General features: G+C 59.6%; 27 protein-coding genes and 1 other RNA gene. 16 read left to right on the forward strand and 12 right to left on the reverse strand.

Annotation, left to right across the window (positions count from 1 at the left end):
* Positions 1 to 44: 44 nt before the first annotated feature.
* The 5 genes from ppx to ACYZT6_RS28535 form a co-directional block, all read right to left on the reverse strand.
* Positions 45 to 1,547: an exopolyphosphatase gene (gene ppx, locus ACYZT6_RS28515; RefSeq protein ID WP_462030028.1), complete on the reverse strand. Its 1,503-nt coding sequence runs from the start codon at positions 1,545 to 1,547 to the stop codon at positions 45 to 47.
* Between the two features lie 209 nt (positions 1,548 to 1,756).
* On the reverse strand, positions 1,757 to 2,494 hold the full coding sequence (locus ACYZT6_RS28520) for an amino acid ABC transporter ATP-binding protein (protein WP_438658217.1): 738 nt from the start codon (positions 2,492 to 2,494) through the stop codon (positions 1,757 to 1,759).
* Complete coding sequence (locus ACYZT6_RS28525) at positions 2,481 to 3,131, reverse strand: amino acid ABC transporter permease (RefSeq protein ID WP_462029542.1); 651 nt, start codon at positions 3,129 to 3,131, stop codon at positions 2,481 to 2,483. The genes ACYZT6_RS28520 and ACYZT6_RS28525 overlap by 14 nt, the downstream gene beginning before the upstream one ends.
* Positions 3,128 to 3,796: an amino acid ABC transporter permease gene (locus ACYZT6_RS28530; protein ID WP_462029543.1), complete on the reverse strand. Its 669-nt coding sequence runs from the start codon at positions 3,794 to 3,796 to the stop codon at positions 3,128 to 3,130. The genes ACYZT6_RS28525 and ACYZT6_RS28530 overlap by 4 nt, the downstream gene beginning before the upstream one ends.
* A gap of 21 nt (positions 3,797 to 3,817) precedes the next feature.
* Positions 3,818 to 4,603, reverse strand: coding sequence for a transporter substrate-binding domain-containing protein (locus ACYZT6_RS28535; protein WP_462029544.1), 786 nt, complete (start codon positions 4,601 to 4,603; stop codon positions 3,818 to 3,820).
* 256 nt (positions 4,604 to 4,859) lie between these two features.
* Between ACYZT6_RS28535 and ACYZT6_RS28540 the strand changes: the two genes are divergently transcribed.
* The 7 genes from ACYZT6_RS28540 (at position 4,860) to ACYZT6_RS28570 (ending at position 13,036) form a co-directional block, all read left to right on the forward strand.
* Positions 4,860 to 5,567 (forward strand): FadR/GntR family transcriptional regulator, encoded by a 708-nt coding sequence (locus ACYZT6_RS28540; protein ID WP_462029545.1) that lies wholly within the window; start codon positions 4,860 to 4,862, stop codon positions 5,565 to 5,567.
* Between the two features lie 120 nt (positions 5,568 to 5,687).
* Complete coding sequence (trxA, locus tag ACYZT6_RS28545; RefSeq protein ID WP_008150340.1) at positions 5,688 to 6,017, forward strand: thioredoxin TrxA; 330 nt, start codon at positions 5,688 to 5,690, stop codon at positions 6,015 to 6,017.
* 248 nt (positions 6,018 to 6,265) lie between these two features.
* Positions 6,266 to 7,525 carry a transcription termination factor Rho gene (gene rho / locus ACYZT6_RS28550; protein WP_007942421.1) on the forward strand — a complete coding sequence of 420 codons (1,260 nt, stop codon included), beginning with the start codon at positions 6,266 to 6,268 and terminating at the stop codon, positions 7,523 to 7,525.
* A gap of 131 nt (positions 7,526 to 7,656) precedes the next feature.
* A complete protein-coding gene (locus ACYZT6_RS28555) occupies positions 7,657 to 9,666 on the forward strand; it encodes an acyltransferase family protein (RefSeq protein ID WP_462029546.1) in 2,010 nt (669 codons plus the stop codon).
* A 59-nt stretch (positions 9,667 to 9,725) separates the two neighbouring features.
* Entirely contained in the window at positions 9,726 to 11,192 is a 1,467-nt protein-coding gene (ubiD, locus tag ACYZT6_RS28560; RefSeq protein ID WP_007942423.1) for a 4-hydroxy-3-polyprenylbenzoate decarboxylase, read from the forward strand.
* Complete coding sequence (locus tag ACYZT6_RS28565) at positions 11,192 to 12,160, forward strand: CDP-6-deoxy-delta-3,4-glucoseen reductase (RefSeq protein ID WP_462029547.1); 969 nt, start codon at positions 11,192 to 11,194, stop codon at positions 12,158 to 12,160. The genes ubiD and ACYZT6_RS28565 overlap by 1 nt, the downstream gene beginning before the upstream one ends.
* 207 nt (positions 12,161 to 12,367) lie before the next feature.
* Positions 12,368 to 13,036 carry a gamma-glutamylcyclotransferase gene (locus tag ACYZT6_RS28570; protein WP_109635766.1) on the forward strand — a complete coding sequence of 223 codons (669 nt, stop codon included), beginning with the start codon at positions 12,368 to 12,370 and terminating at the stop codon, positions 13,034 to 13,036.
* Here ACYZT6_RS28570 and glpT read toward each other — a convergent pair.
* The gene (gene glpT, locus ACYZT6_RS28575; RefSeq protein WP_109635765.1) at positions 13,012 to 14,361 is read right to left on the reverse strand and encodes a glycerol-3-phosphate transporter; all 1,350 of its coding nucleotides are present in this window, start codon (positions 14,359 to 14,361) and stop codon (positions 13,012 to 13,014) included. The genes ACYZT6_RS28570 and glpT overlap by 25 nt on opposite strands.
* Positions 14,362 to 14,688: 327 nt before the next feature.
* Between glpT and ACYZT6_RS28580 the strand changes: the two genes are divergently transcribed.
* Complete coding sequence (locus tag ACYZT6_RS28580; protein ID WP_462029548.1) at positions 14,689 to 15,303, forward strand: energy transducer TonB; 615 nt, start codon at positions 14,689 to 14,691, stop codon at positions 15,301 to 15,303.
* Positions 15,304 to 15,354: 51 nt separating this feature from the next.
* On the opposite strand, the gene ACYZT6_RS28585 is transcribed toward ACYZT6_RS28580, so the two are convergent.
* The gene (locus ACYZT6_RS28585; protein ID WP_462029549.1) at positions 15,355 to 16,332 is read right to left on the reverse strand and encodes an NADPH:quinone oxidoreductase family protein; all 978 of its coding nucleotides are present in this window, start codon (positions 16,330 to 16,332) and stop codon (positions 15,355 to 15,357) included.
* Between the two features lie 150 nt (positions 16,333 to 16,482).
* Between ACYZT6_RS28585 and ACYZT6_RS28590 the strand changes: the two genes are divergently transcribed.
* Entirely contained in the window at positions 16,483 to 16,890 is a 408-nt protein-coding gene (locus ACYZT6_RS28590; RefSeq protein WP_109635761.1) for a flagellar basal body-associated protein FliL, read from the forward strand.
* Positions 16,891 to 17,045: 155 nt separating this feature from the next.
* Here ACYZT6_RS28590 and ACYZT6_RS28595 read toward each other — a convergent pair whose 3' ends face one another.
* Entirely contained in the window at positions 17,046 to 17,498 is a 453-nt protein-coding gene (locus tag ACYZT6_RS28595; protein WP_462029550.1) for an EVE domain-containing protein, read from the reverse strand.
* Positions 17,499 to 17,699: 201 nt separating this feature from the next.
* On the opposite strand from ACYZT6_RS28595, the gene ACYZT6_RS28600 reads away from it, so the two are divergent.
* Positions 17,700 to 17,852, forward strand: coding sequence for a hypothetical protein (locus ACYZT6_RS28600; protein WP_462029551.1), 153 nt, complete (start codon positions 17,700 to 17,702; stop codon positions 17,850 to 17,852).
* 35 nt (positions 17,853 to 17,887) lie between these two features.
* Here the strand turns inward: ACYZT6_RS28600 and ACYZT6_RS28605 are convergent, their stop codons facing one another.
* The 4 genes from ACYZT6_RS28605 to ACYZT6_RS28620 all read right to left on the reverse strand — a co-directional run bounded on the left by ACYZT6_RS28605 (position 17,888) and on the right by ACYZT6_RS28620 (position 19,312).
* The gene (locus ACYZT6_RS28605) at positions 17,888 to 18,493 is read right to left on the reverse strand and encodes a 5-formyltetrahydrofolate cyclo-ligase (RefSeq protein ID WP_462029552.1); all 606 of its coding nucleotides are present in this window, start codon (positions 18,491 to 18,493) and stop codon (positions 17,888 to 17,890) included.
* Positions 18,494 to 18,579: 86 nt separating this feature from the next.
* A non-coding RNA gene (ssrS, locus tag ACYZT6_RS28610) (6S RNA) lies at positions 18,580 to 18,758 on the reverse strand.
* A 30-nt stretch (positions 18,759 to 18,788) separates the two neighbouring features.
* Complete coding sequence (locus ACYZT6_RS28615) at positions 18,789 to 19,106, reverse strand: cell division protein ZapA (RefSeq protein ID WP_007942435.1); 318 nt, start codon at positions 19,104 to 19,106, stop codon at positions 18,789 to 18,791.
* Complete coding sequence (locus ACYZT6_RS28620; protein WP_003213954.1) at positions 19,103 to 19,312, reverse strand: TIGR02449 family protein; 210 nt, start codon at positions 19,310 to 19,312, stop codon at positions 19,103 to 19,105. The genes ACYZT6_RS28615 and ACYZT6_RS28620 overlap by 4 nt, the downstream gene beginning before the upstream one ends.
* Before the next feature lie 125 nt (positions 19,313 to 19,437).
* On the opposite strand from ACYZT6_RS28620, the gene ACYZT6_RS28625 reads away from it, so the two are divergent.
* From ACYZT6_RS28625 to ACYZT6_RS28650, 6 genes are all read left to right on the forward strand, one after another.
* Entirely contained in the window at positions 19,438 to 19,998 is a 561-nt protein-coding gene (locus tag ACYZT6_RS28625) for a YecA/YgfB family protein (RefSeq protein WP_438658229.1), read from the forward strand.
* Positions 19,999 to 20,025: 27 nt separating this feature from the next.
* Positions 20,026 to 21,360, forward strand: a complete 1,335-nt coding sequence (gene pepP, locus ACYZT6_RS28630; RefSeq protein ID WP_461956223.1) for a Xaa-Pro aminopeptidase — start codon at positions 20,026 to 20,028, stop codon at positions 21,358 to 21,360.
* Positions 21,357 to 22,544, forward strand: a complete 1,188-nt coding sequence (ubiH, locus tag ACYZT6_RS28635; RefSeq protein WP_462029553.1) for a 2-octaprenyl-6-methoxyphenyl hydroxylase — start codon at positions 21,357 to 21,359, stop codon at positions 22,542 to 22,544. The genes pepP and ubiH overlap by 4 nt, the downstream gene beginning before the upstream one ends.
* The gene (locus tag ACYZT6_RS28640; protein ID WP_462029554.1) at positions 22,537 to 23,022 is read left to right on the forward strand and encodes a DUF4442 domain-containing protein; all 486 of its coding nucleotides are present in this window, start codon (positions 22,537 to 22,539) and stop codon (positions 23,020 to 23,022) included. The genes ubiH and ACYZT6_RS28640 overlap by 8 nt, the downstream gene beginning before the upstream one ends.
* A gap of 9 nt (positions 23,023 to 23,031) precedes the next feature.
* On the forward strand, positions 23,032 to 24,249 hold the full coding sequence (locus tag ACYZT6_RS28645; protein ID WP_462030029.1) for a 2-octaprenyl-3-methyl-6-methoxy-1,4-benzoquinol hydroxylase: 1,218 nt from the start codon (positions 23,032 to 23,034) through the stop codon (positions 24,247 to 24,249).
* Between the two features lie 238 nt (positions 24,250 to 24,487).
* A complete protein-coding gene (locus tag ACYZT6_RS28650) occupies positions 24,488 to 25,492 on the forward strand; it encodes an extracellular solute-binding protein (protein ID WP_462029555.1) in 1,005 nt (334 codons plus the stop codon).
* Positions 25,493 to 25,612 lie beyond the last annotated feature (120 nt).

The following is a 25,612-nucleotide window of genomic DNA, read 5'->3' on the forward strand; positions in this document are numbered from 1 at the left end:
CACAAAAAAGGCCTTCTTGAAGAAGGCCTTTTCCAGTTTCAGGTTTAGCGCACGTTCAGGGTAAAGCTGACCCGGGTCAGCCATTCCGCTTCCAGGGCGAAGTCGGCCTGGGTCAGTTGGTTTTCGTCCAGCCAGTTTTCCGGGAACAACACATCGAGGCTGTCGCGGTTGGCGTGCAATACCACCTGCGGCATTTCCTGGGTGCCGCGGATGTGATGAAACAGGATCGCAAAGCGCAGCAGCACGCACAGGCGAATCAGCTTGATGCCGTCATCGCCAAAATCGGCAAATCGGTCCCGGGGAATATTGCGGCGGTGGCCACGCACCAGTAGCGCGAGCATCAGTTGGTCTTCGCGGGAGAACCCGGCCAGGTCCGAGTGCTCGATCAGGTAGGCGCCGTGCTTGTGGTACTGATAGTGAGCGATGTCCAGGCCCACTTCATGGACCTTGGCGGCCCAGCCGAGCAGTTCGCGCCAGACGCCGTCGTCCAGGTCCCAATCCTTGGCCACTTGATCGAAGGCATGCAGGGCTTTGCGTTCGACCCGCGCCGCTTGTTCCAGATCGACGTGATAACGCTCCATCAGCGAACTGAGGGTGCGCTCACGGACGTCTTCGTGGTGATGACGGCCCAGCAGGTCATAGAGCACGCCTTCGCGCAGGGCGCCTTCGCAGTGGTCCATGCGTTGCAGTTCGAGGGCGTCGAAGATCGCTTCGAGAATCGCCAGACCCGCAGGAAAGATCGCTCGGCGGTCGGGCTTGATGCCTTCGAAATCGATTTTCTCGACATCGCCCAGCTTGATCAGTTTGCGCTTGAGCCAGGCCAGGCCTTCGGCATTGACCTCGCCCGTGCCATGACCGCCGGCCTTCAGCGCCAGGCCGATAGCGCGGATGGTGCCTGAGGAGCCGATGGCTTCATCCCAGGTCAGGCGGTGCAGGGCGTGTTCGATGCTCATGATCTCCAGCCGCGCTGCGGTGTACGCCTGGGCGTAGCGGGCCGGGGTGATCTTGCCGTCCTTGAAGTAGCGCTGGGTATAACTGACGCAGCCCATTTGCAGGCTTTCGCGCAGCAGCGGTTCGAAGCGCTGGCCGATAATGAATTCGGTACTGCCGCCGCCGATGTCGGCGACCAGGCGTTTACCCGGGGTGTCAGCTAGGGTGTGGGACACGCCGAGGTAAATCAGGCGCGCTTCTTCACGACCGGAGATGACTTCCACCGAATGCCCGAGGATTTCTTCGGCGCGGCGGATGAATTCGCCACGGTTGCGGGCTTCACGCAGGGCGTTGGTGCCGACGATCCGCACGGCGCCAGGGGGCATACCGTTGATCAGTTGGGCAAAACGCTTCAGGCAATCGAGCCCGCGCTGCATGGATTCTTCGTTGAGGTGGCGCTCTTCGTCGATGCCGGCGGCCAGCTGAACCTTCTCCCCGAGACGTTCGAGAATACGGATTTCGCCGTTCTGGGCCTTGGCCACGACCATGTGAAAGCTGTTGGAGCCCAGGTCGATTGCGGCGATCAGGGACAGATTCTTGGCTTGGGATTGCGGCATGGTCATGGGGTCTCGGTCGATAACCTCGACATCGTGCCACGATCAAAGGCTGACGCCAACGCGCAGCGTTCAAAGCCTTGATCCAGCGCAGTCCTGCAGGTGACCGCTGCGCGGTCAATCGCTAGCAGGCTAGCTCCCACATTGGAATGCGTACCCCCTGTGGGAGCTAGCCTGCTAGCGATGAAGGCATTAAGGACACTGAGGTTCTTTCAGGCTGTCGCTTCAACCGTCCCAATGAAATTCGCCAACTCCGCCGTCTGCGGGTTCGCAAACAGCACCCTCGGATCCCCCACCTCATGCACCTTACCCTGATGCATGAACACCAACTTATCCCCCACCTCCCGGGCAAAACGCATTTCGTGGGTGACCATGATCAACGTCATCCCTTCTTTAGCCAGTTGCCGGACCACGCTCAGCACTTCATTAACCAATTCCGGATCCAGCGCCGAGGTGATCTCGTCGCACAGCAGCACCTTTGGCGACATCGCCAGCGCCCGGGCAATCGCCACGCGCTGTTGCTGCCCGCCAGACAACCGATCCGGGAAGGCATCGAATTTCTCCCCCAGCCCGACCCGTTCCAGCATTTCCCGCGCCAGTTCGACAGCCTTGGCCTTCGGCACTTTCTGCACCACTTGCGGCGCGAGCATCACGTTCTCGCCCACGGTCAGGTGCGGGAACAGGTTGAATTGCTGAAACACCATCCCGACTTTCTGCCGCAGGCTGCGCAGATCGGCACGGGCGGCGTCGAGGTATTCGCCGTCGACTTCGATCACGCCGTCGTTGATCGATTCCAGGCCATTGAGGGTGCGCAGCAAGGTGGATTTGCCCGAGCCGCTGCGACCGATGATCGCCACCACCTGGCCTTCCTCGACGCTCAGGTCGATGCCTTTGAGCACATGGTGGTCGCCGTAATATTTATGCAGGGCGGAAATTCTAAGCAGAGGCATGCAGTCTCCTTTCCAGGTAGCGCGCACTGAGGGACAAGGGGTAGCAAAGCAGGAAGTAACCGAGGGCCACGAGGCCGTAGACCATGAAGGGCTCGAAGGTCGCGTTGGCGAGCATGCCGCCGGTCTTGGTCAATTCGGTGAAGCCGATGATCGAGGTCACGGCGGTGCCTTTGACCACTTGCACCGAGAAGCCCACGGTCGGTGCCACTGCAATCCGCAACGCTTGCGGCAGAATCACGTAGCGCAGTTGCTCCAGCGGATTGAGCGCCAGGCTCGACGAAGCTTCCCACTGACCGTTGGGTATCGATTCGACGCAACCGCGCCAGATCTCTGCCAGATACGCGCTGGTGAACAGCGTCAGGGCCAGCGCCGCGGCCATCCACGGCGAAATCTCCACGCCAGCCAGCGACACGCCGAAAAACACCAAAAACAGCTGCATCAACAGCGGCGTGCCCTGGAACAGCTCGATGTAGGTGCGGGCAACGTTGCGCGGCAGGGGTTTTTTCGAGATGCGCATGACCATGATCAGCAATCCGATGAGTCCGCCGCCGATAAATGCCACCAGCGACAGCGCCAAGGTCCATTGCAGGCCGGTGAGCAGGTTGCGCACGACGTCCCAGAACGTGAAATCGCTCATTGGCTGCTCCTCGATATGTAACGACGGCCGATCCAGTTCAGCAACTGACGGATCAACAGCGCCATGCACAGGTAGAGCAGCGTGGTCAGGGCATAGGTTTCAAAGGCGCGGAAATTGCGCGATTGAATGAAGTTGGCGGCAAAGCTCAGCTCCTCGGTGGCGATCTGCGAGCAAACCGCCGAGCCGAGCATGACGATGATGATCTGGCTGCTCAGGGCCGGCCAGACTTTGCCCAGCGCTGGCTGCAGGATCACGTGGCGGAACGCTTCGAATCGGCTCATCGCCAAGGCAGCAGCGGCTTCCAGCTGTCCTCGGGGGATTGCCTGGATGCCGGCGCGGATGATCTCGGTCGAGTAGGCCCCGAGGTTGATCACCATCGCCAGCACCGCTGCCTGCCATTCGGAAATCTGCACGCCCAGCGACGGCAAACCGAAGAAGATGAAAAACAGCTGCACCAGAAACGGCGTGTTGCGGATCAACTCGACGTAGACCCCGAAGATCGTCGAGAACGGGCGGATATTCCACGCCCGCACCAACGCCCCGACAATGCCCAGCCCCACCCCAAGCACTGCGCCAATGGCCGTCAGTTCAAGGGTGAACAGCGCACCGCGCAGCAGCAGGTCGGTGTTTTGCACCACCGGCAGAAAGTCGAACTGATAGGCCATATCAAATCTCCCGAGCGACGATCAGAGATCGGCCGGCAACGGCTCTTTCAGCCAGGTCCGGGAGTTCTTCTCCAGCGCGCCGTCGGTCTTGGCGGTGGCGAGGATCTGATTGACCTTGCCCAGCAGCGCCGGCTCGTTCTTGTTAACGCCGACATAGACCGGCGAGTCCTTGAGCTTCACTTTCAGCGCTGGTACGCGTTTCGGGTTTTTCTCGCTGATCGCCACCATCACCACGTTGCCGCTGGCGATCAGGTCGACTTGCCCGGCGAGGTAAGCGGCGATGGTCGAGTTGTTGTCTTCAAAGCGTTTGATGGTCACGCCTTCGGGAGCGACTTTGGTCAGTTCGATGTCTTCGATGGCGCCACGGGTCACGCTGATGGTTTTGCCCTTGAGGTCGTCCAGGCTTTTGATGTCGGCATCTGGCGGGCCGAATACGGCGAGGTAGAACGGCGCATAGGCGCTGGAGAAATCGATGACCTTCTCGCGCTCGGGGTTCTTGCCCAGGCTGGAGATCACCAGATCGACCTTGCCGGTGGTCAGGAACGGGATGCGGTTGGTGCTGTTGACCGGGGTCAGTTCGAGTTTGACCTTGAGTTGGTCGGCCAGCAGTTTGGCGGTGTCGATATCGAGGCCGCGAGGTTTCATGTCCGGGCCGACCGAGCCGAACGGTGGAAAGTCCTGAGGCACGGCCACCTTGAGGACGCCGCGTTTGACCACATCCTCCAGACCGTCGGCGTGAGCGGGCGCCTGGCTCAACATCAGGCTGGCAAACAGGGCGGTGAGCAGGGCGCTGTAACGCAGGGTCATGGCAAATCTCCGGATCGGCGAGAAGTGATTTCTGCGGATCGACAGAGCATGGGCCATGCCAAGAAGCGATTTTGGGTGCCCCAGGCCACGGTTTTGCTGGATTCATTCGGTCTTACTGGTCTGAACAGTGCGGCGGCGTTTCGCACCCTCATAGCGCATCCGTGAAACGTGCCGAACCCCCATGGGGCACGACTTGCCGGACTCTGCGAATAGCTTTACAACTAGCCGCTCATTGTCCTGGTTCGTCTGAAAAACCATGAATTCGATTTCCCGAGCCGTACCTGAAGTGGCGCTGCAAGCCATCCGGAAACTGATTACCGAACAGGGTTTCACGCCGGGTGATGCCTTGCCCTCGCAGCGGGACCTGGCGGTGCAGTTGGGGGTCAGTCGGGCGTCGCTGCGTGAGGCGTTATCGTCGCTGAGTGCGTTGGGCGTGATCAGCATCCAGCCGGGCAAGGGCGTATTCGTGCAGTCGCCGGTCGATTTGCCGCGCGGTGATGCGGCGCTGAGCTGGCCATTCGCGGCCCAGGCATCGCCGTTGGATATTTTCCAGTTGCGCTATGCCCTGGAAGGCTTTGCCGCCGGTTTGGCCGCGGTGACCCTGAGCACGCACGAGCTCGATACGCTGGAAGACAATGTTGCCGCCATGCGCAACGAATTGAAGGCCGGCGACTTCGAAGCAGCGGCGCGACTTGATTTCGATTTTCACCGACGCATTCTGCTGGCCAGCGGCAATCAGGCGATGCTGAGCATCCTTACGGCCAGCGCCGACATTTTTCTGGAGAGCCAGAAGCTACCGTTCATCCGGGCCGAACGGGCCATGGAAACCTGGCAGGAGCACCGCAAAATCCTCCGCGCACTGGCCCGGCGCTCGTCCGGCGCGGCGCAGAAGGCCATGCAGGAACATGTGCGCAATGCCAGCCTGCGCACCGGAATTGCCTTCGTCGCTCCCGCCACCCCGTGACTTGAGCTATACCCAAAGTCATGCGGCACCATAGCGAGACTCAATCAACTGCACCTTCCTGAACGAGGGAAGGGCGGCTATGATGGGCCACGTTTTTTTGCTTACAACCTGGAGACTTCCATGAGCAGCGATCTTATCAAACACGTCACCGACGCTAGCTTCGACGTCGACGTCCTCAAGGCCGAAGGCGCTGTACTGGTCGACTACTGGGCTGAATGGTGCGGCCCTTGCAAAATGATCGCTCCTGTTCTGGACGAGATTGCTGAAACCTACAAAGGCAAACTGACCGTTGCCAAGCTGAACATCGACGAGAACCAGGAAACCCCGGCCAAGCATGGCGTGCGTGGTATCCCGACGCTGATGCTGTTCAAGAACGGCAACGTTGAAGCGACCAAGGTCGGCGCACTGTCGAAGTCGCAACTGGCTGCCTTCCTCGACGCCAACATCTAAGCGTTGTTATAAAGCGTCAGGAAAAGGCCCCGCATATTGCGGGGCCTTTTCGTTATTGAGGGCTAGACGCTCTGAAACTCAGGTGGTACATTCGGCCCCGCACTGGTTTCTCCATTGCCCCCTGCTAGCCGTCGCCGACGCACTCCTTTTCGAATAAGTACGCGATCCTGTCGCCTTCTCTGCGGCGCGGCCTCATTAAGCCAAAAGCTTAATTTCCCCCCCTCCATAAATGATTACGTCATTCCTATATGAATCTGACTGAACTCAAGCAAAAGCCGATTACCGAACTGCTCGAATTGGCCGAACAGATGGGCATAGAAAATATGGCCCGTTCGCGCAAGCAGGACGTGATTTTCTCCCTGCTCAAAAAGCACGCTAAAAGCGGCGAGGAAATCTCCGGTGATGGCGTGCTGGAGATTCTCCAGGACGGCTTCGGCTTCCTGCGCTCCGCTGACGCTTCCTATCTCGCCGGCCCGGATGACATTTACGTCTCGCCGAGCCAGATCCGTCGCTTCAACTTGCGCACCGGTGACACCATCGTTGGCAAGATCCGCCCTCCCAAGGAAGGCGAGCGTTATTTCGCGCTGCTCAAGGTCGACACGATCAACTACGATCGTCCCGAGAATGCGAAAAACAAGATTCTCTTCGAGAACCTGACTCCGCTGTTCCCGACTGTGCGCATGAAGATGGAAGCCGGCAACGGTTCCACCGAAGACTTGACCGGTCGTGTCATCGACCTGTGCGCCCCGATCGGCAAAGGCCAGCGCGGTCTGATCGTTGCACCGCCGAAAGCCGGTAAAACGATCATGCTGCAGAACATCGCGGCAAACATCGCTCGTAACAACCCTGAAGTTCATCTGATCGTATTGCTGATCGACGAACGTCCGGAAGAAGTAACCGAAATGCAGCGCACCGTGCGCGGCGAAGTGGTTGCCTCGACGTTCGACGAGCCGCCAACCCGCCACGTTCAGGTTGCCGAAATGGTGATCGAGAAGGCCAAGCGCCTGGTCGAACACAAGAAGGACGTGGTGATCCTGCTCGACTCCATCACCCGTCTGGCTCGCGCCTACAACACCGTGATCCCGAGCTCCGGCAAAGTGCTCACCGGTGGTGTCGATGCCCACGCCCTGGAGAAACCGAAACGTTTCTTCGGCGCCGCGCGGAACATCGAAGAAGGCGGTTCGCTGACCATCATCGCCACCGCGCTGGTTGAAACCGGCTCGAAGATGGACGAAGTGATCTACGAAGAATTCAAAGGCACCGGCAACATGGAACTGCCTCTGGACCGTCGTATCGCTGAAAAACGCGTCTTCCCGGCCATCAACATCAACCGTTCCGGTACCCGCCGCGAAGAGTTGCTGACGGCCGACGACGAGTTGCAGCGCATGTGGATCCTGCGCAAGCTGCTGCACCCGATGGACGAAATCGCTGCCATCGAGTTCCTGGTCGACAAGCTGAAAACGACCAAGACCAACGACGAGTTCTTCTTGTCGATGAAGCGTAAGTAAGGCGGTTTTACATCCGCTAAAGATGGCGTCCTTCGGGGCGCCATTTTTTTTGCTCGAAAAATGGGAGGTTTGTGACTAACTTCAGTCAGTTAGAAAACAAAAAAACAATCAACTGACTGGCCTTACTGTTTATGAGTACGCTTGCTTACCGAAGGGATATCGACGGCTTACGTGCAATCGCCGTGATTGCTGTGGTGCTTTTCCATTTTGGTGTCCCAGGGTTTACCGGCGGATTCGTCGGCGTTGACGTCTTCTTTGTGATTTCCGGCTACCTGATCACCTCGATCATCTGGAACCAGCGTCAGGCCGGGCGCTTCAGCTTCGTCGATTTCTGGGCCCGTCGCGCCCGACGGATTCTCCCTGCGCTGTTTGCGATGATCATTGCCGTGCTGGCGGTGGGCTGGTTCCTGCTGGCCCCCAAGGACTATGAAGAACTGGGGCGCTCGGTGCGCTACCAGGTGATGTTCGTTTCCAACATCCTGTTCATGCGTCAGGACGGCTACTTTGACGCTGCTTCCGATCTCAAACCGTTACTGCACACGTGGTCGCTGGCGGTTGAAGAGCAGTTCTATATTGTCTTCCCGCTGTTGCTGACGCTGTTGTCGAGTCGTCTCAAGCATTGGCGTCTGGCGCTGTTCTCCGTGTTGCTGGTGTCCTTCGGGCTCAGTGTCTGGGCCGTTGCGCATCACCCTGAAAAAGCGTTTTTCCTGTTGCCGATGCGTGCCTGGGAGTTATTGGCCGGCGCCATGCTGGCCGTTGCCCCCAGAAGCCAATGGCGCCTGACAACCGTCGGGGCTCAAGTGGTCAGCCTGGGCGGGTTCGGGCTGATTCTGCTGGCGGTAGCGTGCTACGACAGAACCACGCCATTCCCTGGTGTAGCGGGGTTGTTGCCGACATTGGGCGTGGTTGCGTTGATCTGGGCCAACGGCCATCGGCAGACCTTGGTGGGTGGGTTGCTGGCCAGTCGGGTGCTGGTCGGCCTCGGGCTGATCTCCTATTCCTGGTACCTGTGGCATTGGCCAGTGTTTGTGTTCTCCAGCTACGCCAGTGTCGATGAGCCCGGTCCGTTTGATGTCGCTGGATTGATTTTGCTCAGCCTGGTGCTGGGTTACTTGTCGTGGCGTTTCGTCGAGACGCCGTTCCGTGAGCGACGGTTGTTGGCGGGGCGTCGGCAGATTCTGCTGGCGGCGGGCGTCGGTGTGGTGGTGCTGGGCCTGGTCGGTCAAACGTTGCGCTGGACCGATGGCTTGCCCTCACGCCTGTCCGATCAAGCGTTGCAGTACGCCACAGCGAAGGAATGGCGACCGGAACTGATGCGGTGCCTGGCCGACGACAAAACCCCTGACGACAAGCTCTTCTGTCACTACGGGGCGTCAGCGCTGTCCTCACGGGTGCTGGTCTGGGGCGACAGTCACGCGACCGCGCTGATTCCGGTGTTCGATGAGGGGGCGCAACAGCATGGCATCAGCGTGATTCTCACCAGTTCCCCGGGCTGCATTCCGGTTGAAGGGCTTGAGCACGATCAGCGATGTGCCCGTTTCAATCGCCGGGTCGAGCAGGCCTTGAAGCCGCAATCAGTGAGCGACGTGGTGCTGGTCGCGCGCTGGAGCCTGTATCTCTATGGCGACGCGAAAGGCGATCTCGGGCATGCACTGAAAAATTCCCGTGGTCGTTACGACCGGGCCAATGCCGAGCAGCAACTGGCCGATGGATTACAGGCGACCGTCCGGCAATTGCGCAATGGCGGGCATCGCGTGTGGCTGATCAAGGAAGCGCCGCTGCAACAATTCAGCCCGCCTTACCGCCTCAGCCGCCTGGCCATGCTGCATCGTCCGACCGATGATGTCGGGCTGGCAGTGGCCAGGCACTACAAGCGTCAAGCCTTCATCAGCCAGCTGTTCGCGAGCATTGCGGCGGCCAACTCGGACGTGACCGTGGTGGATCCGGCACCGTTGCTGTGTGATCAGGCGGGCCTGTGCCGTGTCGAGCTCGACGGCCATTCGCTGTATACCGATGACAATCACCTGTCGGAGGTCGGTGCATGTTTCATCGCGCCGGTGCTTGAGCCACTGTTCAAGCGGTTGCAAACCCAGACACCACCGGCGATGGCAACGCAAATGCGGCCAGGTAAGCAGCGATAAGCTGCCAGCGGACGGCAGAGCAGGTAGGATGTACGCCTATTTTAGGGGTGCCATCGTCAATGAAATTCAAGGATCTTCGGGATTTCGTGCAGCAGCTTGAGCAGCGCGGAGAGTTGAAACGCATCCAGATCCCCGTCTCTCCAGTGCTGGAGATGACCGAAGTCTGTGATCGTACGCTGCGGGCAAAAGGCCCGGCGCTGTTGTTCGAAAACCCGACCGGCTACGACATTCCGGTGCTCGGCAACCTGTTCGGCACCCCCGAGCGGGTCGCCATGGGCATGGGCGCCGAGGCGGTCAGCGAACTGCGCGAGATCGGCAAGCTGCTGGCCTTCCTCAAAGAGCCTGAACCGCCAAAGGGCTTGAAGGACGCCTGGTCCAAGCTGCCGATCTTCCGCAAGATCATTGCGATGGCGCCGAAAGTCGTCAAGGACGCGGTGTGCCAGGAAGTGGTCATCGAAGGCGACGATGTCGACCTGGCGATGCTGCCGGTGCAGACCTGCTGGCCGGGCGACGTCGGCCCGCTGATCACCTGGGGCCTGACGGTCACCAAAGGTCCGAACAAGGACCGCCAGAACCTCGGCATCTACCGCCAGCAAGTCATTGGCCGCAACAAAGTCATCATGCGCTGGCTGAGCCACCGTGGCGGCGCGCTGGATTACCGCGAGTGGTGCGAGAAGCATCCCGGCCAGCCGTTCCCGGTCTCCGTGGCATTGGGCGCTGACCCGGCGACCATCCTCGGCGCCGTAACGCCGGTACCGGACAGCCTCTCCGAATACGCCTTCGCCGGACTGCTGCGCGGCAACCGCACCGAACTGGTGAAATGCCGCGGCAACGACCTGCAAGTGCCGGCCACCGCCGAGATCATCCTTGAAGGCGTGATCCATCCAGGCGAGATGGCCGACGAAGGCCCGTACGGCGACCACACCGGTTACTACAACGAAGTCGACAGCTTCCCGGTGTTTACCGTCGAACGCATCACCCACCGGATCAAACCGATCTACCACAGCACTTACACCGGCCGTCCGCCGGATGAGCCGGCGATTCTCGGCGTGGCGCTGAACGAAGTGTTCGTGCCGATCCTGCAGAAGCAGTTCCCGGAAATCACCGACTTCTACCTGCCGCCGGAAGGTTGCTCGTACCGCATGGCCATCGTGACCATGAAGAAGTCGTATCCGGGCCACGCCAAGCGGGTAATGCTCGGTGTCTGGTCGTTTTTACGACAGTTCATGTACACCAAGTTCGTTATCGTCACTGATGACGACATCAATGCGCGGGACTGGAATGACGTGATCTGGGCCATCACCACGCGCATGGACCCCAAGCGCGACACGGTGATGATCGACAACACGCCGATCGACTACCTCGACTTCGCCTCGCCGGTCTCAGGCTTAGGCTCGAAGATGGGGCTCGATGCCACGCATAAATGGCCGGGCGAAACCACTCGCGAGTGGGGCCGGGTAATCGTCAAGGACGACGCCGTAACCCAGCGGATCGATGCCATCTGGAATCAATTAGGAATAGATTGATGCGTGTAACCTTGCAGCCCTCCGGAGCAGTGCTAGAGATTCTGCCCGGCGAGCGGATTCTCGATGGCGCGCGGCGCCTGGGCTTTGACTGCCCGCAAAGCTGCCGCAACGGTAATTGCCACGTGTGCGCGGCGTTGCTGGTGGAAGGTCGGGTCGAACAGGCAGGCCATGTGCGCGACCACGGCGAGTTCTACACTTGCATAGCAGAGCCGCTGGAAGACTGCATCGTGCTGTGGGATGGCGTGCTCGCGCTGGGAGAATTGCCGGTGCGCAGCTTGTCGTGTCAGGTCATTGAGTGCAGGGATGTTGGCGGCGATACCTTTCGCGTGCACCTGCGAGCGCCGGCCGGCAAACCGCCGCGTTATCACGCCGGCCAGTATTTGATGATCGAGCGTGAGAACGGCGAGAAATCCGCCTTTTCCCTTGCCTCGGCACCCCATGCCGGGCGAGACCTGGAAATCCATGTGCTGGCGCGCGAAAGCAGTGCGCAGAACCTGATCGAACAACTGCAGCGCAACCCGCTGGTGCGGGTCGAGATGCCGTTCGGCGATACCCATCTGGCGGAACTGCCGGACGGTCCGCTGGTGCTGATCGCCGCTGGCACCGGTATGGGCCAGATCCACAGCCTGATCGAACATTGCCGGGCTGCGGGCTTCAAGCACCCGGTGCATCTGTATTGGGGCGTGCGTCGGCCTGAAGACTTTTATGAGATCGAGCATTGGGATGAGTGGCTGAAACTGCCGAATTTGTTCCTGCATAAAGTCGTCAGCGATCAATGCGGCTGGCAGGGGCGCTGCGGGATGCTGCATGAGGCGGTGTGTGAGGATTTCCCTGATCTGAAATCCTTGCATGTGTATGCCAGCGGCTCACCGGCCATGGTGTACGGCACGCTGGATGCTTTGGTTGACGCGGGAATGGATGCTCATCAGATGCGCGCGGATGTGTTTGCGTACGCGCCGCGCTCTTGAGCCGCATCCTGATCGTTATAACTTCCCATATAGCCGATCGGTATTTATAACTTTATATAAATGCCGGTAGGTTATATCTCAGTAAGGCAATTATTTAAGAACTGTGCCATGGCACTTAAATTGCCTTAAAACATATGTGCCTTATTGTTACAGCGGTGCGTTCTATTAAGTAATTCATTATCCGCGGGGAGCTGAACGCTATTCGCCATGAGCGCCATTGAATCTTCATTTTTGAATCTGGCTTACCCTCCGCGGCTCGATCTGGGGCCGCAGCTTACGCACGAACAATTGCTCAGCTCGATGCAGTCGACTATGGCACGTCACAAGGGCGGGCCGGTCTGGTTGTTCGCTTATGGTTCGCTGATCTGGCGCCCTGAATGCGCGGCGGTGGAGCGAGTGCGCGGTCGAGTGCATGGCTACCATCGCGGCTTGTACCTGTGGTCCCACGAACACCGCGGCACGCCGGAAGTCCCAGGGCTAGTGTTTGGCCTGGATCGCGGCGGCTCGTGCAGCGGCTTCGCTTATCGTTTGCCCGAAGAACAACTGGAAGCATCCCTTTATGCGCTTTGGCAGCGCGAAATGCCGTTCCCGTCCTATCGCCCACACTGGCTCAACTGCCGTCTCGAAGACGGAAGCCAGGTTCAGGCATTGGGATTTGTCTTGGAGCGACACCTGCCCAGTTATGCCGGCAACTTACCGGATCATGTGCTGAGCCACGTGTTCGAAAACGCTTGCGGGCGTTACGGCACTACTCGCGATTATGTCGAGCAGACCGCCAACGCCCTGCGCAGTCACGCCATGCCAGACCGGAATCTGGAGGCGCGACTCAAGCGCTGCAAATCAAAAGCTGATCAGGCGATCGCTTCGCGGCTCTGACTGGCGACTTGCTTGTGCCACAGCGTCGGTGCAAGGAAGGCCATCGCCAGCAGGCACGCGCCGATCAGTAGTACAAAACCGCCGTCCCAGCCAAAGTGGTCCACGGTGTAGCCCATCGCTGCACTGGCCGCGACCGAACCACCCAGATACCCGAACAGACCCGTGAAACCCGCTGCCGTACCGGCGGCTTTTTTCGGTGCCAGTTCCAGCGCTTGCAGGCCGATCAGCATCACCGGACCGTAGATCAGGAAACCAATTGAGATCAGCGCGATCATGTCGACAGTCGGGTTGCCGGCCGGGTTGAGCCAATAGACCAGCGTCGCCACGGTTACCAACGCCATGAACACCATGCCGGTCAGGCCGCGGTTGCCACGGAAGATCTTGTCCGACATCCAACCGCACAACAGTGTCCCGGGAATACCTGCCCACTCGTAGAGGAAATACGCCCACGACGTTTTGTCCACGCTGAAGCCTTTGGCTTCCTTAAGGTAGGTCGGTGCCCAGTCCAGCACGCCGTAGCGCAGCAGGTAGACAAAGACGTTGGCCATTGCGATGTACCAGAGCATTTTGTTGCGCAGCACGTATTTGACGAAGATTTCCTTGGCGCTGAATTCTTCTTCGTGACTGGCGTCGTAGCCTTCCGGGTAGTCGTTCTTGTACTTCTCGATTGGCGGCAGGCCAACCGATTGCGGTGTGTCGCGCATGGTGACGAAGGCAAATACCGCCACCGCCATGGCAACGGCCGCCGGCACATAGAACGCCGCGTGCCAGTCATTGAACAAGCCCATGCCCAGCAGGAACAGCGGGCCGATCAGGCCACCGCCAACGTTATGCGCGACGTTCCACAGGGACACTACGCCGCCGCGTTCCTTTTGCGACCACCAGTGGACCATGGTCCGTCCACTTGGCGGCCAACCCATGCCCTGGGCCCAGCCGTTGATAAACAGCAGGATGAACATGATGGTCACGCTGGACGTCGCCCAAGGCGCAAATCCGAAAATGAACATCACGCCGGCCGATACCAGCAGCCCGAATGGCAGGAAGAAGCGCGGGTTGGAGCGGTCGGAAACAATGCCCATCAGGAACTTGGACAAGCCGTAGGCGATGGCAATCGCTGACAACGCCAGGCCCAGCTCGCCGCGGGTATAGCCCTCTTCGATCAGGTAGGGCATGGCCAGGGAAAAGTTTTTGCGCAGCAGGTAGTAACCCGCGTAGCCAATGAAGATACCGGCGAAGATCTGCCAGCGAAGGCGCTTGTACGTGTCATCGATTTTTTCTTCAGGCAATGGAGCCTGATGTGCGGCAGGACGAAAGAAAGCAAACATTCAAGAGCTCCAGATTTCTTGTTTTGACTGCGGATGCGAATGTTACAGTTTCGTTACCGAAAATAGCACCGGTTCGCATCGCCTAAACAGCGGAAATGTGGGAGATCGCGTGTTCCTTTATGAACATGTCGCACAGGTATAAGTGAAGGGCGTTGTGGGAAACGTCCCGAGTGGCCGTTGATGACGCATTTCGGTCTTGGGTAGGACGGGGCTTTGGGAAATGTCCTGCGACCGAACAGGAAGTCGCGGCGTTCTGTTTCGGGTCGCCGGGTCTTAACCTTTGTGCTGGTGCCGGGATTGGCATTTCAGTGGTGAAGGGGAGGGGTTATGCGGTGGTTGGCGTTTGTGCTGTTGTTGATTGGGTCGGTGGGCGTTTGGGCTGGGGAGGTGTTTCTGATTCCTGAAAACAATCCGAAGCCGATTTACCCGAGAGAGCTGTTCAGAGCCGGGATTACGGGTGAAGTCAGGGTCAGGTTCACGGTGTATGCCGATGGCTCGGTCAACAAATTGAGCATTTTGCAAAGCGACCATCCCGATCTCGCTGAAGCGGCCCGCAAGGCGATTGCGCAGTGGCGCTTCAAGCCGTGGACGGTCGAAGGCGACATACCTTCTGAGCAGGAAGTGACTGCGCCAATGGTTTTCCGACTGGACCTGGACACGCCCATTCACACTAACAAGCGGCTCAAGCAGTTGAGGTGCCGTGACATCAATGAAGCGTTGAACGATTTTCCGGAGTACGCGTGGGTTGATTCAGCCGTGTTTGATTACACGCGTGCCTATTTGTCGAACGTGATTTATACGACGCAGTTACAAAACGAGGAGCGCCTGGCATTGATTGCCAAGTTGAATAAGCGCGTACCGAAAATTGTCAGGGATTGTCGGGCGAGTCCGGTTCGCAAGTACATGAGCTTGCTGCCGGAGGATATTCAGAAGTTGCTTTAGCCCAACGCAATAAAAAAGCGGCCTGGACTATCCAGACCGCTTTTTTCAGGCTCAGCGAACCTGAACCACCACCTTCCCGACCGCCTTGCGCTGGCCTAGATCATTGATCGCCTGCGCCGCATTACTCAGTGGATACACCTGCGACACCAACGGTTTCAATTTGCCCTCGGCAAACCAGCCAAACAATTGCTGGAAGTTAGCCGCGTTGTCCTGCGGCTGACGTTGGGCAAACGAACCCCAGAACACGCCGACCACGGCCGCGCCCTTGAGCAGCGCTAGGTTCACCGGCAGTTCCGGGATGCGTCCGCTGGCGAAACCGACGACCAGCAGTCGTCCATTCCAGGCGATAGCGCGGATGGCCTGGTCGAACAGGTCACCGCCGACCGGGTCGTAGATCACGTCCGCGCCCTGGCCGTCGGTCAGGCGTTTGATTTCGTCCTTGAGGCTGGTTTCGCTGTAGTTGATCAGCTCATCGGCACCGGCAGCCTTGGCCACCGCGAGTTTTTCGGCGCTGCTGGCGGCGGCGATCACGCGGGCGCCCATGGCTTTGCCGATTTCCACGGCGGCCAGGCCAACACCGCCGGAAGCGCCGAGCACCAGCAGGGTTTCACCCGGTTGCAGGTTGGCCCGTTGCTTGAGTGCGTGCATCGAGGTGCCGTAGGTCATGCTGAAAGCAGCGGCGGTGTTGAAGTCCATCGATGGCGGGATCGGCAGCACGTTGTAACCCGGCACGGCGACCTGTTCGGCGAAGCTGCCCCAGCCGGTCAGGGCCATGACCCGGTCACCGACCTTGAGGTGGCTGACCTTTTCGCCTACTTCGCTGACTACACCAGCCGCTTCGCCACCCGGGGAAAACGGGAAGGGCGGCTTGAACTGATATTTGCCCTCGATGATCAGCGTGTCCGGGAAATTCACCCCGGCGGCATGCACGTCCAGCAGGATTTCGTTCTTCTTCGCGACAGGACTGGCGACGTCTTCCAGCACCAGCGATTCGGCAGGGCCGAAGGCTTTGCACAGCACGGCTTTCATCAGGGCTATTCCTTTGGGAGTGATGGCCGATAAGTGTAGGTGTGTGAGTCGATGGGTCAACGAGCATGCCCGACCCTGATAGCCAGCCATAAGCTTGTGCTTGAGCGGCGGGTCGTTATGCTAGGCCGCAAACCGGATAAGGAGCGAATTGTGAAAGCGTGGATCATGTTGTTGCTGGCCCTCTCTCTGCCCGTTGCAGCGATGGCCGAAGAAGCCAAAGAAGGTGAAGCTCCGAAGGTCAATTACATCACCCTGAGCCCGCCGTTCGTGGGCAACTATGGGCTGGACGGTACGCCGAAGCTCAAAGTCTACAAGGCCGATGTGGCATTGCGGGTGACCGGCGACGAGGCGACCAAAGCGGTGAAGGCCAATGAGCCGTTGATCCGTAATCAGCTGGTGGCGTTGTTTGCGCAGCAGACAACCGAAGCGATGAGCAATGTTGAAGCCAAGGAAAAGCTGCGTCAGGAAGCCTTGAAGCAGACCCAGCAAGTGATGAACGATGAGACCGGCAAGCCGGTGGTTGAGGATTTGTTGTTCAACAACCTCATCATCCAGTAAGTCTCTCGCTGCTTGGGCTGGCCCCATCGTCGGAACGCCGCCCGGAGCAAGCCCGCTCCCACAATGATCTCCAGTGAATGCAGCTTTTGCATCCACCCCGGATCCCTGTGGGAGCGGGCTTGCCCGCGATGACATTCGGAGTAGCGCTGGAAATTTTACGGTTTGAGTGCCATCACCGCCGCCCATTGCTCAGCGGTAACAGGCATCACCGAAAGCCGCGACCCCTTCTGCACCAAAGGCATCTCGGCCAACGCCGTCTGCTGCTTCAAATAATCCAGCTTCAACACCTTCGCAAACGTCTCGACATGCGCCACATCAATCGCGCTCCAGGCGTTTTTCTCTGCCGTGGCCTTTGGATCGTAGTAATGACTTTCCGGCTCCAGCGCCGTCGGGTCCGGATACGCCGCTTCAACTATCTTTCCGATGCCGGCAATTCCGGGCTCCGGGCAACTGGAGTGATAGAAGAAAAACTCGTCGCCCACCGCCATCGCCCGCAAAAAGTTACGCGCCTGATAGTTGCGAACCCCATCCCAGCGCGCTTTGCCAAGCTTCGCGAGGTCTTTGATCGAGAGTTCATCGGGCTCGGATTTCATCAGCCAATAGGCCATGGTTTTTGCTCCTTGCGAGGTGAGTGGGCAAGTTGTCGGGCAATTTGATGACAAACCGACAGTCGGTTGACGCCAGCGTTTGCGTGTCAGTTCACGTTGTCGCAAAATGCCGGCCTTCTAAGCTTGACGCTGCTGCACGGCCTACACCTACAACGGAAACCGCTGCTGTCATCGTGTTGATGTGCCTTTGGGGGGCAATCGATGAAACGCAAACCGGATTTACTATGGATTTTGGTTATTTTGTTCGGCCTCGGCGTCGTGACCACCGGCTATGCCCAAAGCCTGTGGGCCAACAAGACCGATGCACCGATCGAAATCGCGCAGCAACAACAGCCGTCGGCCTTCAAGCGCTGAGCCTGTTTTCTGGACGCCGCTGATTCCAGTGGCGTCTAGCCGGCGAAATACCCCGCCTTGTCTGTAACCGTTCCTTGCAACGGCACATCCCAGCTCGCCTGAGCCAATCGTTCTACTTTCTGACATTCATGGGCCAGCCCCAGCAGCGTCGGCTTGCGCCAGTTTTTTCGCCGCGCCAGGTAAGCGAGGCTTCGATCGTAGAAGCCACCGCCCATTCCCAGGCGGCCGCCAACGTCATCAAACCCCACCAATGGCATCAGCACCAAGTCCAGCGCCCAGACTTTGCGTTGGCGGGCGAGATTGTGCCGGGGTTCGAGAATACGAAAGCGGTTGGGTTTCAGTTTTTCACCCGGACGAATCCGCTGGAACACCATCTTGGTTCGCGGCCAGGCACTGAGCACCGGTAGATAAGTCGCTTTTCCCCGACGTTGAGCTGCACGCAGCAAAACACGCGGATCGATTTCACCGTCAGTGGGCAGATACAGGGAGATGTGTTTTGCGCGGCGGAACAGCGGGTGCTGGGCCAATTGCTTGTACAGCCCGCGAGCAGCCTGGCGCTGCTGACTGGCTGTCAGTGCGCGGCGGGCCTTGCGCAGCATGCGTCGAAGTTGCGGGCGGGGCAGCAACGCAGGTTCGGTCATGGATTCAGGCTTCGACAGGGCGGATACATAAAGCGTACCCGTAAAAAAGCCGATGCCGGTATTTAAACCGGCATCGGACTGGAATCAGGCTCCCCGGATGAACCGCTGCTGACTTAGCCCTTGAACCCGAAAGTTCAAGGTGGAAGATGCAGTAGGCTTTAAGGCTTTCCGTCTAGCGGACATGCACACCAGCCCAACGTGCAGCCTCCAGGGTAGTGCGAATCGGCTCAGGGACGTGGTCAACTGGCAAGCACCCCAGGGAGTGTTGCGAGTATACCCCAAGCGGTTTCGTGTTTCAGCCCTTGGTGACGTCCGGGTCGGTGGCGAGCACCAGATCGACGCGATCCAGCAGGTCGCGAACCTGCTCGCGAGTCGAGCCGCTGGCCTGCACATCCGGGCGTTCTTCCTTGTGCAGAAGATCGTGGGTGATGTTCAGCGCGGCCATCACGGCGATGCGATCGGCACCGATGACTTTGCCGCTGCTGCGGATTTCGCGCATCTTGCCGTCCAGGTAACGGGCGGCGCTCACCAGATTGCTGCGCTCTTCCTGGGGGCAAATGATCGAATACTCTTTATCGAGAATCTGCACGGTAACGCTATTGCTTGAACTCATGAGTCTTGCTCCAGGGCCTTGAGGCGCGAAATCATTGATTCGACCTTACGCCGGGCGATTTCGTTCTTTTCAATGAGGTGAGCGCGTTCCTCGCGCCAGGTTTTTTCCTGAGCTAATAGGAGTCCGTTTTGACTCTTAAGTTGCTCGACCCGATTAATTAGCAGTTCGAGTCTGGCCATCAGCGCTTGCAGGTCGGTGTCTTCCATTGTGTCCACTGAATAGTCTGATGGGTGGTAACGGGCGGACAGCCTTTAATAGTCTTGGCGAGTCTGTCGATGTAGGATACAAGGCCTTCATTCTAGACATAGCGCCGTCTGGCGCCTAGCTGCCCATGCCCATTCAGAATTCCCCGTACCAAGCCTTCGCCACGCTGCTGACTTCCAGCGGTCATAACGTCTCGCCTGCCGAACTGCATGGCCTGTTGCTCGGCCGCAGTTGCGCCGGTGCCGGCTTCACTGCAGAAGAATGGTTGATCGATGCCGCCGAGCTGCTCGAAAGCGAGCCACAGGACAATGTCCGCAATGCCCTGATCGGCCTGCAGGAGATGGTCAAAGGCGAACTCACCGGCGACGACGTGACCGTCGTTCTGCTGCTGCCGACCGATGACGAGCCGCTGGCTGACCGTGCCGCTGCACTGGGCGAATGGTGCCAGGGCTTCCTCAGCGGTTTCGGCCTGAACTGCCGTGACAGCAGCATGCTCAGCACTGAAGCCACCGAAGTGTTGCAGGATCTGGCCGCCATTTCTCAGGTGCAAGACGCCCTGGAAGAGTCCGAAGACGGCGAAAGCGACTATATGGAAGTCATGGAATACCTGCGGGTTGCGCCGCTGCTGCTGTTCTCCGAAACCAAAAAAGCAGATGCGCCGGCTGCGGCCAAGCCGTCGTTGCATTAATCGCGAGCCAGGAAAAGCCATCTGCCCATGATTCATATCCCGAAATCGGAATACAGCCGTCGCCGTAAGGCCCTGATGGCGCAGATGGAACCCAACAGCATCGCCATCCTGCCCGCCGCCGCAGTGGCCATTCGCAACCGTGACGTCGAGCACGTTTACCGGCAGGACAGCGACTTCCAGTACCTCAGCGGCTTCCCCGAGCCTCAGGCCGTCATCGTCCTGATGCCCGGTCGCGAACACGGCGAATACATTCTGTTCTGCCGTGAACGCAACGCCGAACGAGAACTGTGGGACGGCCTGCGCGCCGGCCAGGAAGGCGCGATCCGCGACTTCGGCGCCGACGATGCGTTTCCCATCACCGACATCGACGACATTCTGCCGGGCCTGATCGAAGGGCGCGACCGGGTGTATTCGGCCATGGGCAGTAACCCGGAATTCGACCGGCACCTGATGGAGTGGATCAACGTGATCCGCTCTAAAGCGCACCTCGGCGCCCAGCCGCCGAACGAATACGTTGCCCTGGATCATCTGCTGCACGACATGCGCCTGTATAAATCGGCGGCAGAAGTGAAGGTGATGCGCGAAGCCGCACGGATTTCCGCCCAGGCGCATATCCGGGCGATGCAGGCCAGCCGGGCCGGGCTGCACGAGTTCAGCCTCGAAGCCGAACTCGATTACGAGTTCCGCAAGGGCGGGGCGAAGATGCCGGCTTACGGCTCGATCGTCGCCGCCGGACGCAACAGCTGCATCCTGCATTACCAGCAGAATGACGCGGTGCTCAAGGATGGCGACCTGGTGCTGATCGACGCCGGTTGCGAGATCGACTGCTACGCCAGCGACATCACCCGCACCTGGCCGGTCAATGGAAAGTATTCAGCGGAACAGAAGGCGATCTACGAGTTGGTGCTGGCGTCGCAAGAAGCCGCATTTGCAGAAATCGCCCCGAACAAACACTGGAATCAGGCGCACGAAGCCACGGTCCGGGTGATTACCACCGGGCTGGTGAAATTGGGCCTGTTGCAGGGCGACGTCGACGAGTTGATCGCCAACGAAGCCTATAAGGCGTTTTACATGCACCGCGCCGGCCATTGGCTGGGCATGGATGTGCATGACGTCGGCGAATACAAGGTTGGCGGCGAGTGGCGCGTGCTGGAAGTCGGCATGGCGCTGACTGTGGAACCGGGCATCTACATCGCCCCGGACAACCAGAACGTAGCGAAGAAATGGCGCGGCATTGGCGTGCGCATCGAGGACGACGTGGTGGTCACCAAAAACGGCTGTGAAATCCTGACCCAAGGCGTGCCGAAAACGGTCGCCGAGATTGAGGCCTTGATGGCCGCCGCGCGGGCACAAGCCGCATGAGTCGAGTCAATCTGGCAATCATCGGTGGCGGTCTGGTTGGCGCCAGCCTCGCATTGGCGTTGCAGGCCGGGGCCAAGGCCCGGGGCTGGAAGATCGTATTGATCGAGCCATTCGCGCCGGGCCACACCTATCAACCGAGCTACGACGCCCGTTCTTCGGCGTTGTCCTACGGTGCCAAGCAGATTTATCAACGGTTGGGCGTATGGCAGGAAATCTCCCGCCGCGCCGAGCCGATCAAACAGATTCATGTCTCCGACCGTGGGCGTTTTTCCACGGCACGGCTGTCGGCGATGGAAGAGGGCGTTCCGGCGCTGGGTTATGTGGTGGAAAACGCCTGGCTCGGCCAATGCCTCTGGCAAGGCCTGGACAAGGACGTGGTCACTTGGCGCTGCCCAGCGGAAGTCACGCGCATGGAGCCGTTGACCGATGGCTATCGCCTGACCCTCAACGATGAAATCACGCTGGAATGCGACCTTGCGGTGCTTGCTGATGGCGGCCGTTCGGGCCTGCGCGAGCAACTGGGGGTCGGCATCAAAAAGCGTCCGTACAACCAGAGCGCGCTGATCGCCAACATCACGCCGAGCGAAGCGCACAACGGCATGGCCTTCGAGCGCTTTACCGATGACGGCCCGATGGCGTTGTTGCCGCTGCCGGAAAACCGCTGCGCCCTGGTCTGGACCCGATTGGGCATGGACGCGCAACGACTGGCGGCGCTGGATGAACGCAGTTTCCTCAGCGAATTGCAGGGCGTGTTCGGTTATCGCCTCGGCACATTGAAGCAGGTCGGCGCGCGGCATCTTTACCCGTTGACGCTGATCGAAGCCGAAGAACAGGTGCGACCGCATCTGGCGATCCTCGGCAACGCTGCCCACAGCCTGCACCCGATTGCCGGCCAGGGTTTCAACCTGTCGCTGCGTGATGCACAGGCTTTGGCCGATGCGCTGCTGGCGAGCGAGACCTCGCCCGGCGATTTCGCGACCTTGCAGGCCTATCGCGAGCGTCAGCGCATGGATCAGAACCTGACCGTGGGCTTCTCCGATCAGGTGACCCGCTTGTTCGGCAGCACCCAGCCATTGGTTTCGTTGGGCCGTAACATTGGGCTGCTCGGCCTCGATCTGCTGCCGCCGGCCAAGCGCTGGTTCGCCCGGCAAGCCATGGGCCTGGGTACGCGTCCCGATGCTTAAGTGGCTGGTTGGCAAGTTCGGCAAAGCGCGATTGATGCGTTGGTTCATGAGCTTCTACCCGCCGTACCTGGGCGCCGGGGTTCGGGTGCGGCACATCAGCGATGACTTCCGGGACGTTCAAGTGTCCATGGGCCTGAGCTGGTACAACCGCAATTACGTCGGCACCCAGTTTGGCGGCAGTCTGTATTCGATGGTCGATCCGTTTTTCATGCTGATGCTGCTGGAAAACCTCGGTCACCGGTACATCGTCTGGGACAAAGCCGCCGACATCGATTTCATCGCGCCGGGCAAAGGCCCGGTGTTCGCCCGGTTCAGCATCGACGAGACCTTGCTCGACGAGATCCGCCGGCAGACGGCGAGCGGCGAAAAATACCTGCCGCAGTTGCAGGTCGATATTCACGACGGCGCCGGCGCCTTGGTGGCGCGGGTGCAGAAAACCCTTTATGTGCGGCTCAAGCCGCAAGCGAGACAGGCTTAAAGCATGGAAATGCGCGCAGATCTGCTGATTGTCGGGGCTGGAATGGTCGGTAGCGCCCTGGCGCTGGCGTTGCAGGACAGCGGGCTGGAAGTCCTGCTGCTGGACGGCAGCCCGATGAGCGTCAAGCCTTTCGACGAACAAGCGCCGTTCGAACCGCGAGTGAGCGCCTTGTCGACGGCCAGCCATCGGATTCTCGAACGCCTCGGAGTCTGGGACGGCATCGCCAGCCGGCGCAGCAGCCCGTATACCGACATGCACGTCTGGGACGGCAGCGGCACCGGGCAAATTCATTTTTCGGCGACCAGTGTGCACTCCGAAGTACTCGGGCATATCGTCGAGAACCGCGTGGTTCAGGATGCCTTGCTGGATCGTCTGCACGACTGCGACCTCGGGATGCTCGCCAATGCACGCCTGGAGCAGATGCGCCGCTCCGGCGATGACTGGCTGCTGACCCTGGCCGATGGCCGCACCTTGCGTGCGCCGCTGGTGATTGCCGCGGATGGCGCCAATTCGGCGGTTCGGCGTCTGACCGGGGTGGCAACGCGGGAGTGGGATTACCTGCATCACGCGATCGTCACCAGCGTGCGCAGCGCAAAACCCCATCAAATGACCGCTTGGCAGCGCTTCACCGACAACGGTCCGCTGGCGTTCCTGCCGCTGGAGCGAGACGGTCAGCAGGATTGGTGTTCGATTGTCTGGTCGACCACGCCGAGCGAAGCCGAACGGCTGATGGCACTGGGTGACGCAGAATTTTGTCTCGAATTGGAACGCGCCTTTGAAGGCCGACTCGGCACGGTGCTCAGTGCCGACCCGCGTCTGTGCGTACCGCTGCGTCAGCGCCACGCCAAGCGTTACGTGGCTGAAGGCCTGGCGCTGATCGGCGATGCGGCGCACACCATTCACCCATTGGCCGGGCAGGGCGTGAACCTGGGGTTCCTCGATGCCGCCGTGCTGGCCGAAGTGTTGCTGCAAGCGGCGGAGCGCGGTGAGCGGTTGGCGGACGTGAAGGTGCTCAGTCGTTATGAGCGTCGGCGCATGCCGCACAACCTGGCGTTGATGGCGGCGATGGAAGGCTTTGAGCGTTTATTCCAGGCGGATCCGTTGCCGGTTCGCTGGTTGCGCAATGCCGGGTTGAAGATGGTCGACCAGATGCCGGAAGCCAAGGCGTTGTTCGTGCGAGAAGCACTGGGGTTGATCGGGGATTTGCCGGCGCTTGCCAAGGCCTGAATTTTGCGGTGAGGCTAATGGCCTCTTCGCGGGCAAGTCGGGTCGCCGCATCGCTCGCTCCTACATGTCCACGCTGAATCCTGTAGGAGCGAGGCTTGCCCGCGAAGGCGTCGGTACGTTCACCATAAATCCTTGCCTGTGCAACATCTGGTAACGCCTCCGCCAACTGATCGATTGAGATGGTAAATGTGAGTCTTTATCATTTGGCCTCACTTTTTCCAATCGAGAGATCGCTCCCATGTTGGCATCGAAGCGTCTACTGACCGCACTCGCCCTGACCCTGATCGGCAGCACCGCTGCTCAGGCCGCTGACGAGGTGGTGGTTTACTCCTCGCGTATCGACGAGCTGATCAAGCCGGTCTTCGATGCCTACACCGCGAAAACCGGTGTGCAGGTGAAGTTCATCACCGACAAGGAAGCGCCGTTGATGCAGCGGATCAAGGCCGAGGGCGAGAACGCTACCGCCGACCTGCTGCTGACCGTCGATGCCGGCAACCTCTGGCAGGCCGAGCAAATGGGCATCCTGCAGCCGTTCACCTCCAAGGTGATCGACGCCAACATCCCGCTGCAATACCGCTCCTCCGCTCACGCCTGGACTGGTTTGAGCCTGCGGGCGCGGACCATCGCCTATTCCACCGATCGGGTGAAACCGGGTGAACTGACTACTTACGAAGGGCTGGCCGACAAAAACTGGGAAGGTCGCCTGTGCCTGCGCACGGCGAAGAAGGTCTACAACCAGTCCCTGACGGCCACCATGATCGAAGTGCACGGCGCTGACAAAACCGAGAAGATCCTCAAGGGCTGGGTCAACAACCTGTCCACCGATGTGTTCTCCGATGACATTGCGGTGCTGGAAGCGATCAATGCCGGGCAATGCGACGTCGGCATCGTCAACACTTACTACTATGGCCGTCTGCACAAGCAAAAGCCTGACTTGGCGGTGAAGCTGTTCTGGCCGAACCAGAGTGATCGTGGCGTACACGTCAACCTGTCGGGCATCGGCCTGACCAAGCATGCACCGCACCCGGAAGCGGCCAAGGCATTGGTTGAATGGATGACCACCGCTGAAGCGCAGAAGATCTTCGCTGACGTGAACCAGGAATTCCCGGCCAACCCCGCCGTTCAGCCGTCTGCTGAAGTAGCGAGCTGGGGCAAGTTTGTGGCAGATACGCTGCCGGTGGAAATTGCCGGCAAGCGTCAGGCTGAAGCGATCCGCATGATGGATCGGGCTGGCTGGAACTGAGTCTGTCGTTATTACGTTGTTGGATTCAAGATCCACCCCTCACCCCAGCCCTCTCCCCAGGGGAGAGAGGGGGGAAAGGGAGCCGATCTCTATGATTTTCAAATCCTGAGTTCGACTCGA

The sequence above is a fragment of the Pseudomonas sp. RT6P73 genome (genome assembly GCF_054897715.1).

Excerpts from the sequence above, each read along its gene's own strand:
- ppx (WP_462030028.1), bottom strand. The coding sequence starts at position 1,547 with ATGCCGCAATCCCAAGCCAAGAATCTGTCCCTGATCGCCGCAATCGAC.
- ACYZT6_RS28520 (WP_438658217.1), bottom strand. The coding sequence starts at position 2,494 with ATGCCTCTGCTTAGAATTTCCGCCCTGCATAAATATTACGGCGACCAC.
- ACYZT6_RS28525 (WP_462029542.1), bottom strand. The coding sequence starts at position 3,131 with ATGAGCGATTTCACGTTCTGGGACGTCGTGCGCAACCTGCTCACCGGC.
- ACYZT6_RS28530 (WP_462029543.1), bottom strand. The coding sequence starts at position 3,796 with ATGGCCTATCAGTTCGACTTTCTGCCGGTGGTGCAAAACACCGACCTG.
- ACYZT6_RS28535 (WP_462029544.1), bottom strand. The coding sequence starts at position 4,603 with ATGACCCTGCGTTACAGCGCCCTGCTCACCGCCCTGTTTGCCAGCCTG.
- ACYZT6_RS28540 (WP_462029545.1), top strand. The coding sequence starts at position 4,860 with ATGAATTCGATTTCCCGAGCCGTACCTGAAGTGGCGCTGCAAGCCATC.
- trxA (WP_008150340.1), top strand. The coding sequence starts at position 5,688 with ATGAGCAGCGATCTTATCAAACACGTCACCGACGCTAGCTTCGACGTC.
- rho (WP_007942421.1), top strand. The coding sequence starts at position 6,266 with ATGAATCTGACTGAACTCAAGCAAAAGCCGATTACCGAACTGCTCGAA.
- ACYZT6_RS28555 (WP_462029546.1), top strand. The coding sequence starts at position 7,657 with ATGAGTACGCTTGCTTACCGAAGGGATATCGACGGCTTACGTGCAATC.
- ubiD (WP_007942423.1), top strand. The coding sequence starts at position 9,726 with ATGAAATTCAAGGATCTTCGGGATTTCGTGCAGCAGCTTGAGCAGCGC.
- ACYZT6_RS28565 (WP_462029547.1), top strand. The coding sequence starts at position 11,192 with ATGCGTGTAACCTTGCAGCCCTCCGGAGCAGTGCTAGAGATTCTGCCC.
- ACYZT6_RS28570 (WP_109635766.1), top strand. The coding sequence starts at position 12,368 with ATGAGCGCCATTGAATCTTCATTTTTGAATCTGGCTTACCCTCCGCGG.
- glpT (WP_109635765.1), bottom strand. The coding sequence starts at position 14,361 with ATGTTTGCTTTCTTTCGTCCTGCCGCACATCAGGCTCCATTGCCTGAA.
- ACYZT6_RS28580 (WP_462029548.1), top strand. The coding sequence starts at position 14,689 with ATGCGGTGGTTGGCGTTTGTGCTGTTGTTGATTGGGTCGGTGGGCGTT.
- ACYZT6_RS28585 (WP_462029549.1), bottom strand. The coding sequence starts at position 16,332 with ATGAAAGCCGTGCTGTGCAAAGCCTTCGGCCCTGCCGAATCGCTGGTG.
- ACYZT6_RS28595 (WP_462029550.1), bottom strand. The coding sequence starts at position 17,498 with ATGGCCTATTGGCTGATGAAATCCGAGCCCGATGAACTCTCGATCAAA.
- ACYZT6_RS28600 (WP_462029551.1), top strand. The coding sequence starts at position 17,700 with ATGAAACGCAAACCGGATTTACTATGGATTTTGGTTATTTTGTTCGGC.
- ACYZT6_RS28605 (WP_462029552.1), bottom strand. The coding sequence starts at position 18,493 with ATGACCGAACCTGCGTTGCTGCCCCGCCCGCAACTTCGACGCATGCTG.
- ACYZT6_RS28615 (WP_007942435.1), bottom strand. The coding sequence starts at position 19,106 with ATGAGTTCAAGCAATAGCGTTACCGTGCAGATTCTCGATAAAGAGTAT.
- ACYZT6_RS28620 (WP_003213954.1), bottom strand. The coding sequence starts at position 19,312 with ATGGAAGACACCGACCTGCAAGCGCTGATGGCCAGACTCGAACTGCTA.
- ACYZT6_RS28625 (WP_438658229.1), top strand. The coding sequence starts at position 19,438 with ATGCCCATTCAGAATTCCCCGTACCAAGCCTTCGCCACGCTGCTGACT.
- pepP (WP_461956223.1), top strand. The coding sequence starts at position 20,026 with ATGATTCATATCCCGAAATCGGAATACAGCCGTCGCCGTAAGGCCCTG.
- ubiH (WP_462029553.1), top strand. The coding sequence starts at position 21,357 with ATGAGTCGAGTCAATCTGGCAATCATCGGTGGCGGTCTGGTTGGCGCC.
- ACYZT6_RS28640 (WP_462029554.1), top strand. The coding sequence starts at position 22,537 with ATGCTTAAGTGGCTGGTTGGCAAGTTCGGCAAAGCGCGATTGATGCGT.
- ACYZT6_RS28645 (WP_462030029.1), top strand. The coding sequence starts at position 23,032 with ATGCGCGCAGATCTGCTGATTGTCGGGGCTGGAATGGTCGGTAGCGCC.
- ACYZT6_RS28650 (WP_462029555.1), top strand. The coding sequence starts at position 24,488 with ATGTTGGCATCGAAGCGTCTACTGACCGCACTCGCCCTGACCCTGATC.